This window comes from Brevibacillus sp. FSL K6-2834, assembly GCF_038592925.1.
GTDB classification, from domain to species: domain Bacteria; phylum Bacillota; class Bacilli; order Brevibacillales; family Brevibacillaceae; genus Brevibacillus; species Brevibacillus borstelensis.
The window spans coordinates 5,583,239-5,597,342 of record NZ_CP151945.1; the positions used below are offsets into that span (position 1 = coordinate 5,583,239).

At 46.9% G+C, this 14,104-nt stretch carries 12 protein-coding genes and 1 pseudogene; 4 read left to right on the plus strand and 9 right to left on the minus strand.

Annotation, left to right across the window (positions count from 1 at the left end):
• The first annotated feature begins 16 nt into the window (after positions 1 to 16).
• Together NST96_RS26860 and NST96_RS26865 are read left to right on the plus strand one after the other, a co-directional pair.
• A complete protein-coding gene (locus NST96_RS26860; RefSeq protein WP_003388778.1) occupies positions 17 to 1,138 on the plus strand; it encodes a sensor histidine kinase in 1,122 nt (373 codons plus the stop codon).
• Positions 1,135 to 1,740, plus strand: a complete 606-nt coding sequence (locus tag NST96_RS26865) for a response regulator transcription factor (protein ID WP_003388779.1) — start codon at positions 1,135 to 1,137, stop codon at positions 1,738 to 1,740. Before NST96_RS26860 ends, NST96_RS26865 begins: the two co-directional genes overlap by 4 nt.
• A gap of 81 nt (positions 1,741 to 1,821) precedes the next feature.
• Here the strand turns inward: NST96_RS26865 and NST96_RS26870 are convergent.
• The 5 genes and pseudogenes from NST96_RS26870 to NST96_RS26890 form a co-directional block, all read right to left on the minus strand.
• Positions 1,822 to 1,938, minus strand: a pseudogene (locus NST96_RS26870) (HTH domain-containing protein); the annotation flags it as partial.
• Between the two features lie 192 nt (positions 1,939 to 2,130).
• Positions 2,131 to 3,519, minus strand: a complete 1,389-nt coding sequence (locus NST96_RS26875) for an amino acid permease (protein ID WP_039070591.1) — start codon at positions 3,517 to 3,519, stop codon at positions 2,131 to 2,133.
• Positions 3,520 to 3,988: 469 nt separating this feature from the next.
• Positions 3,989 to 6,097: a TerD family protein gene (locus NST96_RS26880; protein ID WP_342405114.1), complete on the minus strand. Its 2,109-nt coding sequence runs from the start codon at positions 6,095 to 6,097 to the stop codon at positions 3,989 to 3,991.
• 620 nt (positions 6,098 to 6,717) lie between these two features.
• Positions 6,718 to 7,020 (minus strand): VOC family protein, encoded by a 303-nt coding sequence (locus tag NST96_RS26885; protein WP_243014807.1) that lies wholly within the window; start codon positions 7,018 to 7,020, stop codon positions 6,718 to 6,720.
• Positions 7,017 to 7,544: a MarR family transcriptional regulator gene (locus NST96_RS26890; protein ID WP_122958817.1), complete on the minus strand. Its 528-nt coding sequence runs from the start codon at positions 7,542 to 7,544 to the stop codon at positions 7,017 to 7,019. The genes NST96_RS26885 and NST96_RS26890 overlap by 4 nt, the downstream gene beginning before the upstream one ends.
• Positions 7,545 to 7,703: 159 nt before the next feature.
• Here NST96_RS26890 and NST96_RS26895 point away from each other — a divergent pair, with 159 nt between their 5' ends.
• Positions 7,704 to 8,465, plus strand: a complete 762-nt coding sequence (locus NST96_RS26895) for an NADPH-dependent oxidoreductase (protein WP_039070594.1) — start codon at positions 7,704 to 7,706, stop codon at positions 8,463 to 8,465.
• A 326-nt stretch (positions 8,466 to 8,791) separates the two neighbouring features.
• Positions 8,792 to 9,169: a hypothetical protein gene (locus tag NST96_RS26900; RefSeq protein ID WP_003388788.1), complete on the plus strand. Its 378-nt coding sequence runs from the start codon at positions 8,792 to 8,794 to the stop codon at positions 9,167 to 9,169.
• A 656-nt stretch (positions 9,170 to 9,825) separates the two neighbouring features.
• Here NST96_RS26900 and NST96_RS26905 read toward each other — a convergent pair.
• From NST96_RS26905 to NST96_RS26920, 4 genes are all read right to left on the minus strand, one after another.
• The gene (locus tag NST96_RS26905) at positions 9,826 to 10,221 is read right to left on the minus strand and encodes a hypothetical protein (RefSeq protein ID WP_003388789.1); all 396 of its coding nucleotides are present in this window, start codon (positions 10,219 to 10,221) and stop codon (positions 9,826 to 9,828) included.
• Between the two features lie 156 nt (positions 10,222 to 10,377).
• Positions 10,378 to 10,677, minus strand: coding sequence for an aspartyl-phosphate phosphatase Spo0E family protein (locus NST96_RS26910; protein WP_003388790.1), 300 nt, complete (start codon positions 10,675 to 10,677; stop codon positions 10,378 to 10,380).
• A 389-nt stretch (positions 10,678 to 11,066) separates the two neighbouring features.
• Positions 11,067 to 12,335, minus strand: coding sequence for a helix-turn-helix transcriptional regulator (locus NST96_RS26915; protein ID WP_342405115.1), 1,269 nt, complete (start codon positions 12,333 to 12,335; stop codon positions 11,067 to 11,069).
• Positions 12,336 to 12,639: 304 nt separating this feature from the next.
• On the minus strand, positions 12,640 to 14,085 hold the full coding sequence (locus NST96_RS26920) for an IS1182 family transposase (RefSeq protein ID WP_024985259.1): 1,446 nt from the start codon (positions 14,083 to 14,085) through the stop codon (positions 12,640 to 12,642).
• Positions 14,086 to 14,104: the final 19 nt, after the last annotated feature.

Here is a 14,104-nt window from a genome sequence, read left to right on the forward strand (position 1 = left end):
GCTCTGGAGGCTATCAATGATAAGGAAGCTCTACCCGAGAGAACAAATCAAAAACTATCTGCTCTTAGATGTCATATCGGTTGTGTTTTTGTTTTATTATGTTCTACGTTCGAATTCAACGCTTGGTCTCTCGGGAAGCTTCATTCTTCTGCTGGCATTCCTCGTTTCATTTTACATGGGGCTTTGGTATCGGAATCTATACCTTTTGGCGGCCGTTCTCACCGGCTTTGTTACGCTTGCTCTGCTCGGTATGTATGTCGGTCCGAATCTCCTGTTTTATGGGTTCATCTTTGCTGATCTTCTGGGAAGATCAAAGTCCAAATGGCATATTGGTGTAGGGATTGCAGCCATCGCCCTCATGTTTATGGCTGTTTTCTGGAAGAGAACGGGCAACCTTCTCGATGAGAATTCGATCCTTCTCCCGTTTATGATTATTCAAATGTTTTTTCCGATTGTGATTTATATCAAAGAAAAAGCGAAGACCCTGCAAGGTGAGTTGGATGCCGCAAATAAACAGCTCGGAAAATTTATCCAACAGGAGGAAAGGCAGCGTATCGCGAGAGATCTGCATGATACACTGGGGCAAACCCTGACCATGATCAAATTGAAAAGCGAGCTGGCTACAAAATGGATAGACAAAGATCCCTCGCAGGCCAAGGAAGAGCTGAAGGATATCCTGGCCACATCGAGAATCGCTTTGAAACAAGTCAGAGAACTGGTCTCTGATATGAAATTCACCTCTCTGGCAAATGAAATAGAGCATTCCCGAGAGCTGCTGCACACAGCGGGTATCGAATTTGAAGTCGTGGAAAAGGGGAAGCCTCCGCTGTTATCCAGTGTGGAGGAGACGATGGTCGCTCTCTCTATCCGCGAAGCCATGACGAATATCGTCAAGCACAGCCGGGCCAAGCGGTGTACGCTACAATTGGAAACCATGGACAATCATTATTGGGTAACGATTACCGATGACGGAGTCGGGCTTGTAAACCAAAAAAGCGGAAATGGAATTCAGTCGATGAACGAGCGGATGCAAGCTCTTCACGGAACCTTCATCGTAACTGATTCGCCTACGGGCGGAACCGTTGTTTCCATGAAGCTTCCGCTCCGTCGGCAAGGAAAGGAGGACCCTGCGCTATGATTCGCGTCGTCATTGCAGAAGATCAACAAATGCTTCGCGGCGCCTTCGCCTCTTTGTTAAAATTTGAAACCGATATTGAGGTGCTGGCAGAAGCTTCGGATGGGAAGCAAGCCTGGGAGGCAATACAAAAGCACCAGCCTGACGTGTGCGTGCTTGACATCGAAATGCCTCTTATCAGCGGTCTTGAGTTGGCCGAGCTGATAAGAAGAGCCAACCTGCCCTGTAAAATCATGATTGTCACGACCTTTGCCCGTCCCGGCTATTTAAAGAAAGCGATCGATGCCCAGGTGGATGGCTACTTGCTAAAAGATGAACCGATTGATTTTCTGATTGAATCCATCCGCAAAGTGATGAAGGGAGAACGCGTGGTCAGCACGGATTTGGCGGCAACACTCTTTATGAAAGAGGAAAATCCGTTAAGCGAACGGGAAATCGAAATGCTGCGCCTGACCAAAATAGGAATGACGACAGATGACATCAGCAAGGCCCTGTACTTAACAAAAGGAACCGTGCGAAACTATTTATCTTCGGCGATACAAAAGCTGGAAGCCGAATCGAGACAGCAGGCCGTGCAAATTGCCGATGAGAAAGGGTGGCTTTAAATCCCTATACCGAGAACTTAAGCGCCTTGTTGATCAGAAACAAGTACTCCCGCAGTTCTTTTTCCATGCTGAAATGGGACAAATATCTCTGTAAATGGTTCGCAACGATACCTCAAAATGCTCTGCAAGCTCTTTGCCTGTAACCGTCCCTTTTTTGGAGATGATCAGGACCATGGAAAGTAATCGATCTACCCGCATTGTTATGTATCACGTTGGTTGCCAACGCTTCCTCCCTTGTTTTTGTGCGGCCTGCGCGCTTGTTTGGAAAGCTTTTGAGAATACTTTTTCGCCAAAAGCACCGCTTCTGCCTTCGATTGAGAAAATAAAATCGGGACATCGCTTACCAATGTCCCGATTATCGTGATTATTCTATTTTTGCCCGATACTCTATCAGTTCGTGTGTTCATCATCCGTGTCCGCAGCCAATGGAGCGGCCTTGCTGACGCCAAAAGCGTAATAGCTGATCACGACAATACCCAGGAAAACAATACCCGCAATCAGGGAGACCCGTGTTTCATCGTTAATCCACATGCCGATCAGTACCATGATCAAAAATGCGATCGTCGCGTAGTTTGTCACCGGAGCAAACGGCATTTTGAATGGATGGTTGGCCATTTCCGCTCCTTTTGCTTTTCTGAAACGGATTTGACTGATCAGGATGACAAACCATGGAACCATACCGGGAAGCACGCTTGCGCTGTACACATACACAAACAGATTTTCCGGCGCAATGTAGCTCAGAACAACGCCTACGAACAAGCCGACCAGAACGCCGATCGTTCCGAGCAAAGGCACGCCGTTGCCGGACAGCTTCGTAAATATTTTGGGAGCCTGTCCGTTTACACCGAGCGTATACAGCATGCGTCCCGCACTGTAAATGCCGCTGTTGCAGCCAGACATCGCAGCCGTAATGACGACGAAGTTAATAAGCCCCGCCGCAGCCGTAATCCCCACTTTCGCAAAGGTTGCCACGAACGGACTGCCGATCGCGTCCAATTGATCCCACGGGTAAACGGTTACAATAACAAAGATCGCGCCAATATAGAAGATCAAAATGCGCCAAATGATAGTTTGAATCGCGCTCGTCAACGTTTTGCGCGGGTCCTTGGCTTCCCCTGCTGTAATCCCGATGAGCTCGACACCCTGATAGGCCCCGATCACCAACGAGAGCGCAAAGAAAAAGCCTGTCCAACCGCCAGTAAAGAAGCCACCGTGCTCCCACAGGTTCGATAATCCGATCGCGTCTCCTCCGTTGCCGATACCAAAGAAAATCAAGCCAAACCCGGCAACGATCATCAAGACGATGGTGACGATTTTGATCATCGCAAACCAAAACTCGAATTCGCCAAATGATTTCACCGAGAACAAGTTCGCTGCACCGAGAATCACCATCGCGATCAAACCCGGTATCCAGGCGGGCAAATCCGGGAACCAGTACTTCATATACGTCCCGACCGCGATAATCTCCGACATCCCGACAATGACCCACTGGAACCAGTTGCTCCAAGCCGTCAAATATCCGGCCAAGGGATGGATGTACTTGTGGCCAAAGGTCGCAAACGAACCTGTGCTTGGCTCCAGATACAGCATTTCTCCCATCGCACGCATGATGAAAAAGATGAAAATCCCAACAATTGCATACGCAAGCATAACGGACGGACCAGTCCATTTGATCGTGCTTGCCGACCCCATAAACAAACCGACACCAATTGTCCCGCCCAAAGCGATCATCTGGATGTGACGCGCTTGCAGGCCCCTGTTCAATTCTTTGTTTGCCACTCCGGTTCTCTTCCTTTCTGCTGCCTCTGGCTGAATTCTCGGGAAAGCTCTCGATACCCTGGGTCCGATCCGCAGTGAAGAGGCGGGTATCCGTGTTTGTACATATAGTTTGTACGTAATAGAAAGAAACCGTTCTACTTCATGATTGTGCATTTTTTACTCAGCATTCCCAATAGTAAGAAAACTGGAACATCTATTCCCCTTGGGTTCGTTGCTGAATTGCTTTTATTGTAATATGTTTTTTTGGTGAACACAATTATATTCGGTGGAAAAACATTTGGTAAATCAATGTGTCTCGTGTAAATATAAAGTAAAAAATATGTTATTGATCAATCGTTTTTTGATTGAAGCTAACAAAAGTCAGCCTAGTCATACGCTTACGTTTATCCTTTGAGACTGTACAGCCCCATGAAAAAAAGAGCAGCACAATGCTGCTCCTCTCAACCCGAGATAGGCATAAAACTCTCACTCAAACAAGAAACCCAGCCATAATCTGCTCAATATCAAACGGAGTTACTCCGTTTTCCACGGAAAAAATCGCATCTGCCAGCTCCGGAGTATTCACTTGCTCCCCTCTTGCCTGGGCATGGAGCGTAAATAAATCGTACAGGTCTGGCTTCCGCAATGCAGTCATGGCTTTCCCCATCAAGACCATCCCTTTTTGGTTCCCCTCTACGTTGTTGTAGTAGCCGGGATTGCTCGTCAGCGCCAAGTCGGCCCAGATGATTGTGCGTTCCACCAGATCGAAAATGACGGGGATCGCAATCTGCGTATCGGCTGCGACATCGATTTTATTTTCCACCGTCGCTGGCTCGAAGATCTCGCCAGACCCCGGTTTCTTTCTCATCATCCAGCCCACGAAACACTCCGGCAAGTCGCAATAAGGCTGATCGGTAAAAGAATGAAGCGCAGCCACAATATAACGACCGCCATAATCGACAATGGACGGAATATGCAGATCAATGAACTCGCACGCTCCCTGGGGAGCTGCCACGATATCACCGCTGTGCACGGCCCGATACTTGGAGGATCGGAGATTGGTATAGGAAATATGCTCGACATACTCCCAGTTTCGATCATACATGACAGCGGACAAATCAATATCTACACGATCCGTAGGCTTGCCGTCAACCATGCCCTCCTTCCACCAGTTGAAGAAACGAATCGTATCCCCCTCTGGCATCGGCAAACGGCTTCCCCGGACAATCGTACGCAAGGCTTTGCTTGCCGATCTTTGGGAGAACGGGACATGGTACCACTTCAAGCGTTCATCGATATACGTCTTCCCGAGCGGAGCCAGCGCCGAAAACCGCTGGATGAGCACCTGATCGCACAACTGCACGATGTCTTGGCATACCGCTGCATCTATCTCGGGGAGAGCATTGGGGATCGCAAACGCTTTGGCCACAATTCCTTTTGGGAAAAAGATTCGCAGATCGTGAGGCTCATGGCGATGTGCAAAATGAGACTTCACTTGCAAGAGCACAGGCGTCGATACTTGGCTCGCGACCTCGCCGAATGCCAGCACTACATACTGCGTCTCATCGGTTGATCTTAGCAACTGATCCAATCTTCTTGCAAACTCGCCCGGACGCTGCATCAATAGATCGATCAGTGACCACACATCACGAGATTGGAAGGCCAGTTCAACGCTTGCGTTGAAGGTCGCAAATGACTTGTTATTGCGCAAAATATCGAAGGCTTCCTGACATCGCGGAAACTGATGCTTGTATTCCGATGGATGCAGGATTTCGCCCAATCGAATCCAGCGCTGTTTATATCTCAGCATATCCTCTGTTATCGGGTGGCATTGTTCCAGCAAGCCAAGCAGCAGCCGTCTCTCTGAGCGCTTGAATTTGCGGAAACGCGCAGCCTCGGCGAGACTGACATCGCCTTGTGACCAGGCTACAGCCAGACGAAGGACATCTGTTGCGGTCTTTATGTAACGCCCGATAAGCTTTATATCTGCCTTGTCATGCTTTAATAGGGAACCGACCACGAATCCGACATTCTCCTTGAACGGAATTTCCGAAGGGAGAATCTCATCCAAGTCAGCCGAATCCGCCCACCCGATCGCCGCATCGATGTCTTCTCTGTCTGTCTCGGAGATCGACACCTTGGCTTGAATCAGCCGGCGGATCATGGCATGAAACTCCGCTTTGGTTCCAAAATCGATCACTTTCAGGTTTCCTTTATTCAATAAAGGCTGTATGTGCACCGTCTCGTACTCAGGCAAATCCAGAGTCAGATAGTGATAGATGGCATTCAGGTAAAGCTCGGCATCGTGATACTCCATCACTTGCATCGGGAAGCCCGGGTACATCGGCTTGTACTCCACGTGAGCGCCAACCAGCAGCTTTAGATCGACTACCAATTGATGATAGAACGCTTCGAACTGCTCTTTGGACAAGCTACGAACGGTGTACATGAATTGAGGCGAGAACGTAAACCCGAGATGTTCGATATTTTTCATGGCCGTAGCCAAATAAGCTTCCGAAAGTCGGGGAGACCCTTGCACCGCGTTTTCCGTGTTCACAATCAGTTTGTTTGCTCGCCGCAAATAGATGGTATTGATCATCGCAAAGACTCCAGGCAATTTTATATCCGTACTCCGTGTTAGAGAATGAAGGATAAGGTGGATATGAAAGCCCGGATGCCTCCTCTCCTGATGATCCTTCAGGAAAGCTGCGACCCTACTTTTCCAATTTTGTCATAGAAGGAAGGATCGCAATAGCCTGAAGGCCAAAGGCCGAGGTCAAAGCGCGAAGCCCGGTGACATCGAACCCTTGATGGATTCATCATCGCAGACTTCTGGAGGTGCGAACAGGGTGAATGTATTACGACACCTCCATTATCCCAACTACTTGTTATTCATCCTGCTGTGGACACGAAAAGTTACCGTTGCCCCTGTACCTACCGCACTTTTAAACAGAAGCCCCGTCCCGGAGTGACCGTTTTCATCGCCGATCTGTATATATCAATCCAACCCCTGACCTGCCATCTGCTTTTCTGTCCAATATTCGTTGCAAGAAAACGTCGTCCATTCCGACTCCATCGTCTTCAACCGACTGCTGCGTTTCATGGACAGAAATCGGAATCATAATCTTTCTCCCGCGAGCGCGCTTCATAGCCATGCCTCGTAACGGCCAGTTGAAAAGGCCATCCTTGCGGGACGGCCTTTTCATCACGGGATATACATTACCCCTCGTATGCTTGCTCTAATGATCTCATATCGATTTTCGCTTTCGTTTGAAGTAATGCCTTCATCACTCCTTCTGATCTTTCCGGATCGGGGCTGCATATCATTTCGGTTAAATTGCTTGGGACAATTTGCCACGATACTCCGAACTTGTGTTTCAACCACCCGCACACCTGCGCCTTCTCGTCTCCACCCTCGGAGAGCTTGTCCCAGAAGTAATCCAATTCTTCTTGATGATCACAATGGACAATAAAAGATATAGCCTCTGTGAATTTGAATTGCGGACCGCCAAGCAGCGTCAAGAATTTGACTCTCGTGCTTGTTCTTCGTCAAGCTGAAGAAAAGAGTGGGACGTCAGCTTGTTCATGAAATCCCTGATGAACTCCAGTTGTTCCCTTGTATACCCGGCCATAAAGTGGGCCGCAGCGGCCTGGATGCGTTCTTCCAGCCGCTCATGTAGCTTATAGATCGTCTCTCCCTGCGGTGTAAGCGTAAAATACAGTTCCTTTTTATTGCCCGGAATAGTCTCGAACGCGATCAAGCCGAGCACCTTAAGACGTTTCGTTAGTTTAGAAACGGTTCCCTTAGGAATGCCGAATTGGCTAGACAGCGTGCTTCCATTCGTCCGGCCGAGCTTGCCGATTCCATCCAACACATGAAGCATCATAAACGTCATCTCGCTCAATATGGCCTGTACTTGCTCATCCGAGGTTTGCGCCAACATCCAAGCCTTTTCCTCATCGTCCTCTTCCTGTATTTTTTTTGCAAATCGTGTAAATACCTCAAACACTTCCCGGAGCAACCGTTCATCGTGAGGCTGATTCATGTTCCCTTTGTTCCTTTCCTTTTCACCGTAGCATTGTCCTCAGTATAACAAATTAAATCAAGATTCGTAAATAATGTTTCCTGGAAACAATATTGACACCCGAAATCCCTTCTGTTATATTGTTTCCAGGAAACAAAAGTGAATAAGGAGTGCCTTGCCATGAATAAAACCTTTAATGAAGTGCTGGCAGCTATTATGAGTCATCGCTCGATCCGCAAATTCAAAAACGAAAAGCTGACACCATCCCAGATCGAAACTATCGTTCGGGCCGCCCAGATGGCCTCGTCATCCAGATTCATGCAAGCCTACTCGATTATCGGGCTTACCGATTCCGCCCTGAAGCGGGAGTTAAGCGAAATCACAAAGACGCCGTATATTGAGGAGAACGGACACCTGTTCATTTTCTGCGCGGATTTAAAACGACTCACGGTTATGGGTACCGAGCAAGAGAAGCAGGATATGCGAATGATGCTGGAAAGCTCTGTTTTTTATCAAATCGCTGTCACCGACACAGCGCTCGCCGCTCAGAACGCCGTACTGGCTGCAGAATCTTTAGGGCTTGGCGCCGTTATTATAGGATCAGTCTCCAAAGATATTCGGCGGCTTGACCAGATGCTTGCACTGCCGGAATATGTCGTCCCGCTCTTCGGCATCGCTGTCGGCGTACCCGACCAGCAGCCTGAGATTAAGCCCCGCCTTCCGCTAGAAGCCGTTTACTTCGAAAATAGGTACCCATCCGAAAGCGATTTGAAGGAACGAATCGAAGCGTACGATCATGACATGAGACACTACTACCAAACCCGTAGCGAGAATAACCGCGACGCCGGCTGGTCGCGAAGTCACATCGACCTGCTCAAATTGCAATTGCCGCTCAGCGGCATGACGGAGTATTTGCATGGCAAGGGTTTAAATGTAACCTGAAGAGATATAGCATGGGTACTGTGGATATAGCATGGGTATTGTGGGGGGAATATTTTGCCCTACTGATGGTACGGCTCTCCGTGCTGCCTGTAACGGCAAGTTTTCTCCGTTATGACCTTGACTTTCTTTGACTAATTCCTGCTGCACTTTCCAAGACCAGCAAGGCTTTTCAACCGCCCTTGACCTGCACTGTGTCGCCCTTTCGATGCGCTGCAGTCATAACAAAAAAACTTCCCTGTCGGAAGGTCGCCTTGTGTTATGATCGAGATATCGGACCGATTCGGTCATTCGGGTTCCGCCTATACCTTGATTCGGGAGGCCGGAAGATGAACGTCATGCTGTGGATATTCGGTTCGCTCGCCGCAGTCGCAATTCTATTCGTGGCGGCGGCGGGAACTTACGCGGTGCTCAAGGGAAGAAGCAACGAATTCGACACCAGGCGGGACGAGAACGGCAACGTGATCCTGCTCGATACGCCCAGGATGCGCATCTTTGCCGCCTCCTCGTACGACCAGACGATCGAGATGGAGAAGCGGGGACACGTGAACTCCGACGGCATGAGCTGGAACGACCGCTGGCTGGGTACGATTCGCTCGATCCGGAAAAATACCGAGAACCCGGAGTGGTACGTCCAATATATCATCGAGCAGCGGCGCAAGGCGGGGCTCCCCGAGCTCGAAGGGGTCGACGAAGCCTGGCCGTGAGGCGGTTTGCGGGCTATGCCCGGACCCACGTTCCTTTCCTACTGCGAAGCGTCGGATGGTAAACTGCCGATAAGTGACGTAGCGTAATCAAGCTTGAGTTTGACCCGACTGTCCAAAAGCATTTTTTGAACTGGCCCCTTCCGCCAAGACGGCGGAGGGGGACTTTCGCTTTCCGCAAGCGAAAGTCCCCCTCCAGGTACCGCATCGTTCGGTGGACCCCAAAACGCTTGCAGAAACCCGTTTGCGCCGACTTTTCAGCCGTGCGTGGCCCTTCCCAAACCCATGCCCGGCAATGCGCTTTTCCAAGACCGCTGCGAGATTTTCCGAAAAAACTTGCCGTCACTTATGATACGGTTCTGCGCGCCCAATCCGAAACGCCCGATAAACGAGCTGGTGCGGTGGTACAATATCCAAAAATTACCCGAACAGTGATAATCCATGGGACTCCCCCGGATGGGAGACAAGCACAACATCATATTCTTGGATCTGGAATTCATCAATTATCAATGTTCCTCCAGTTAACTCAACTGGAACCACTTGGATTCAGGCGTATGTAAAAGCGGATATCTATTACGACGGCTCTTTTCAAAAGACTATAAATACAAGAACTGAACCAACAGGATTTTAAAAAGTGAGGGTAGAATCTCCTCACTTTCTTATTTAGTTTTTCCTAGAACCAGTTCTTCATGGAAACTTCCCCAATAAATATTTACCGTAATTTCTTCGTCTGGGACTTGAGTGAGATCACCCCCTGATCCACCACTTATAAACGTAATTGATTGATCTTTTCTAAGTCTAGCTCCGGCTACCTCTCCGCCACCAAAGGTAGTTTTAAAAGAAAAATTTATGGGAGTATCGGGTGCATTAGCATCTTTAAATGTCAAAGTCAGTTCTTGATCAAGTTGTTGTCGGTCTCCTGTAATCTTAAGATTCCCTTTCCAGTGGTCACTTTCCCCATTGAAAGTCAAGCTACTATTTTGAGTGGCATAAACCCAAATAGTCATAAAGACCACCGCTAACCCAAAAATGAGTAATACTGATTTCTTGGTCACTTTAATCCCCTCCCCCTTACCTTAGTTTTATTAGTAAGTATCACAATTTTATTCAGCTTTTTACTTTCGTGATTTTTCACCAATTATCTGTTTTTGATATTTTTTCCGTAATATCACAAAACGTGCAAATCCATCTACAATCCCTTTACCCCTGCCTTAGCCTTCCTCTGTAGTAATGTTTGACCGTTTATGTCTATCTGATTGAATAGCGTAAATGTAACCGTCCAAACGCTGACTCAGCTCTACCACAACTTCATCCGTAAAGCTTCCCTTCTCCTGCACCAGTCGAACAAGTTCGCGCCGTAAATCTTCTATCGTCTGGTACAAGTCTCTTTCCTCTACGAAACACAAAGGGTTGCAATGTATAGAAACGATATATGTTGTCGCTCGTGGTGAAGGCGTTCCTTTTGCTTGGCAGCATAGAGGAACGTCCTTTTTACGTTCAACAGCTCCCATGTTGTCAACCTCCTTCGAGTCGCCAGAATATGTTGTACACCAAGCAATCCGGTTATCTGGATCATCTCCAACTGTAGTTTACAAGAAGGGGCAAGAAAACCTTGGAAAAAAATGCCTTTGACCCACCCGTTTCTCTTTGAAAATAAAAAGGAACGCCCTTGAAAAGAGCGTTCCTTTTGAACCGAGTTTTGATCATATAGATCATTAAAGTAGGAATCATGACTGGTTTATTATCCCTGTGGATTGTCAGTGTATACAACAACAGGTTTGTCTTTTCCGACATTCTTTCCGGCATCAATAGAACCGATAAAAAAGGCGCAGGCAATTACCAATGTGACCGAGGAAAAAATATGGAAGAATTTCTTCATTTTACATCCCTTCCTTTTTCTTCAATTTATATTTACTATATTATATACCTCATTAAGCCTTTTCAGAAGTCCCAAATGTTCTTTACCGAACTCACAGTGATGCTTATTGATTTCTACCGCGCAAGACAAGATTTTGTCGCGATCATTTATTTTCCCAAAGTACATAATACTTTGCAAATAGGCCTCCATCCCCTCATCAAACAAACCACGCGAGACCAGAAAGGAACCCTTATAGCGAAAAAATTTGCCTAGCTCTGAAAATGTGTATGTATTCTGAAAATCAAACGCAAAATGTTTCTCCTCGGTGTCGATGATCTGTTGAATCGAGTCTGTATCGTTTATGCCTAGCAATGCCTCTAGCAGCTGATTCACCCGATGGATCCGATTGTTCTTGGTTGCCTCTGTTACACACTCGCGCAATAACGGTATAGCCTCGTTGTAGTACCCTTTTTTTGATAAAATGATAGCCCGGAGGTATTTGGAACGTACCTTGATAAATTCATAGCCCAAGCTCTCATACTGTTGAATATGCTCTTCCATCTCATCATATCGGCCTAAATGAAAGTAAGAGTTGCATATAGCCAGAGCGACCCGCTCTTTCACCTCATTGTTTGTTGGATCCTCGGCATGTCCCGTTTTTCCGTACGCAATACATTCCTCGTATTTTTCCATATCGTGGGCATCATACGCCATCAGATAGTAGAGCGTGATCTTCTCTTCCTGGCTTAAAAAGTCTGTGTAGTATAGAACCTCTTTTCCAAGACGATAAGCTTCCTCCAGTTGACTGACCTCTGTCCGATCAATGCGGTATTTTTGATATAAAGCCTTCGCTGTATAAGGTTGAATACCGCGCAGCCTGCAATACTGTACGATATTGTTGAAAAGCAGGCATTTCACATCTGTATCCTCAACTGAAAGTGCAGTATGGTACAGCTCTTCGACGATCTCCTCGCTTTTCGCTTGGGGGCATTCCAGCAAACGAACGGTTGCTTTCTCGATGAGGTTTGCGTTTACTAAATGAATCGCTTCCGACAATAATTCACGCAAAACGGACAACCGATTCTCCGTCATGATGCAAGTTTCGATTACTTCTTCGCGTGGAGCGTTTAGCGCTTTGAATATAGGTATAATTGTTTTTAACTCGGGTCTCTTTGTGTCGCCGTTTTCAATCTTTCTGATGATGCTTTTTTCAATGCCTGTTAGCTTTGACAACTCCCCCCAAGATAAGTCGCCCCTGTATTTCTTTATGAGGTCGCCTATCGTTGTATATGTTCCAATCGTTGAACTCAAAATAAATCGCCCCCGGAAAAACTATCCTATATTTTACAAATTTTACAATGACGAACTGGGTAATTCAAGTTTTCTTTGATCGATAAAAGTTTCTTTTGGTGTTTCGACAGGTTAGTCGCTGTAACTTTCCTCGCAGGTACCGCCATTTTTTCCCTCCTAGCAGGAACATAGGTATTATTTATTACACTCTGGGACTCAAGTGCTAGTAATGGAAACAATTCAAAAAACCGTTGCGGTTATTTGTAGTAGGGCTCACCGTGTTGTCTGTTACGAAAAGTTTTGAGGCCATCCTTTTGGGATGGCCTCAGGTTGCAGACAAACTCCCTCGCTGAACGAACAGCAGAGGGAGTTTGTTTAATAATTTGATGAAAATACCGAAGGTGTTTTGATCGTTCACCTTTTGGCGACCTGATTTCCATAGCCAGGTCGCCATTTTTTTCAAGTTCATGGCAGCGAAAACAAGCATCGCCTGCATCGTGACCTTCTCCAGTCCTCGTAAGGTCGTCCAACGCATGCCATGCTTTTCCTTCATATCAGCGAATACACGTTCAATCGTTTCTTTCCGTTTGCTATAGATTTGTTTGTTTTCCTCGGTATGCCGGAGGTGGTCTACCTCTTCGAGGTAATCAGCCCAGATGTGGCGACTCACTCTCTTTGTGTAGTCTTTACTTTCCGTGCATTGTTTCAAGAACGGACAACTTCGGCAAACTTGAGAATTTGATCGATAGATACGGTACCCATCCTTGTTTGTTGTCTCATATGTTAAGATTTGCTCGTTCGGGCAGATGTAGCAGTCGAAATATTCATCATACACATATTCGTGCTTTTTAAAAAAACCTTCTTTGGTGCGTGGTCTTGTGTAGGGCATAACGGGGCGAATCTGGTCATCAAGGAGTGTTTTACTGATGTAAGGCGTCTTGTATCCCGAGTCCACTGCCACAGCTTGAGGCTGTGCAAACGTCTTTCGCACTTGATTCAAAACATCCTCAAAAACCTGACTGTCATGCACATTGCCTGGCGTTACCTTGGCACCAAGCACAAATCCATTTCGATCACATGCTGTATGAAAACTATAAGCAAATACACGTTCCTTTTCCCCTTTTACAAACAATCCGCAATCCGGGTCAGTTGTGCTGACTTTCACCTCCTTCTTCGAAGTTTCTGTCTTTTTTTCAAGGGGCTTCTTTCCATGTGCAATACGATCCTGATTGATTTCTTCGTCCAGCAGCTCTTGATATTTCTTCGCTTGTTCTTCAACGATTTCTTTCACGTATTTATGCTTATTCGCACTGGCTTTTACATGCGTAGCATCAATGAAAAGCACATCAGGCTTCACGAATCCATGATGAACCGCCTCCTCCAATATTCGAAGGAAGATCGACTCGAAGAGTTGAGTATCCCGAAAACGGCGAACATAGTTCTTGCCTAGGGTCGTGAAATGGGGAATGGGCTGACTGAAATCATAGCCAATAAACCACCGATAGGCAACATTGGTTTCGATCTCTTTAATCGTTTGTCGCATGGAACGAATTCCAAAAATATATTGGATGAAAGCAATTTTAACTAAGACTACAGGGTCAACACTGGGTCTGCCATTGTCATGACAGTAAAGGCTTTCCACCAAGTCATAGATGAACGAAAAGTCGATTGCATTTTCAATTTTTCTTACGAGATGATCTTCTGGCACCAACTCATCTAGCGAGAATGCAGATATCTGATAACGCCCTTCGGCCTCTTGCTTATTAAGCATAATGCCACCTCTAAAAAAT

Bases quoted from the DNA above. Each gene is read 5' to 3' on its own strand.
- NST96_RS26860 (WP_003388778.1), top strand. From the start codon at position 17: ATGATAAGGAAGCTCTACCCGAGAGAACAAATCAAAAACTATCTGCTC.
- NST96_RS26900 (WP_003388788.1), top strand. From the start codon at position 8,792: ATGAACGTCATGCTGTGGATATTCGGTTCGCTCGCCGCAGTCGCAATT.
- NST96_RS26895 (WP_039070594.1), top strand. From the start codon at position 7,704: ATGAATAAAACCTTTAATGAAGTGCTGGCAGCTATTATGAGTCATCGC.
- NST96_RS26920 (WP_024985259.1), bottom strand. From the start codon at position 14,085: ATGCTTAATAAGCAAGAGGCCGAAGGGCGTTATCAGATATCTGCATTC.
- NST96_RS26880 (WP_342405114.1), bottom strand. From the start codon at position 6,097: ATGATCAATACCATCTATTTGCGGCGAGCAAACAAACTGATTGTGAAC.
- NST96_RS26890 (WP_122958817.1), bottom strand. From the start codon at position 7,544: ATGAATCAGCCTCACGATGAACGGTTGCTCCGGGAAGTGTTTGAGGTA.
- NST96_RS26865 (WP_003388779.1), top strand. From the start codon at position 1,135: ATGATTCGCGTCGTCATTGCAGAAGATCAACAAATGCTTCGCGGCGCC.
- NST96_RS26910 (WP_003388790.1), bottom strand. From the start codon at position 10,677: ATGGGAGCTGTTGAACGTAAAAAGGACGTTCCTCTATGCTGCCAAGCA.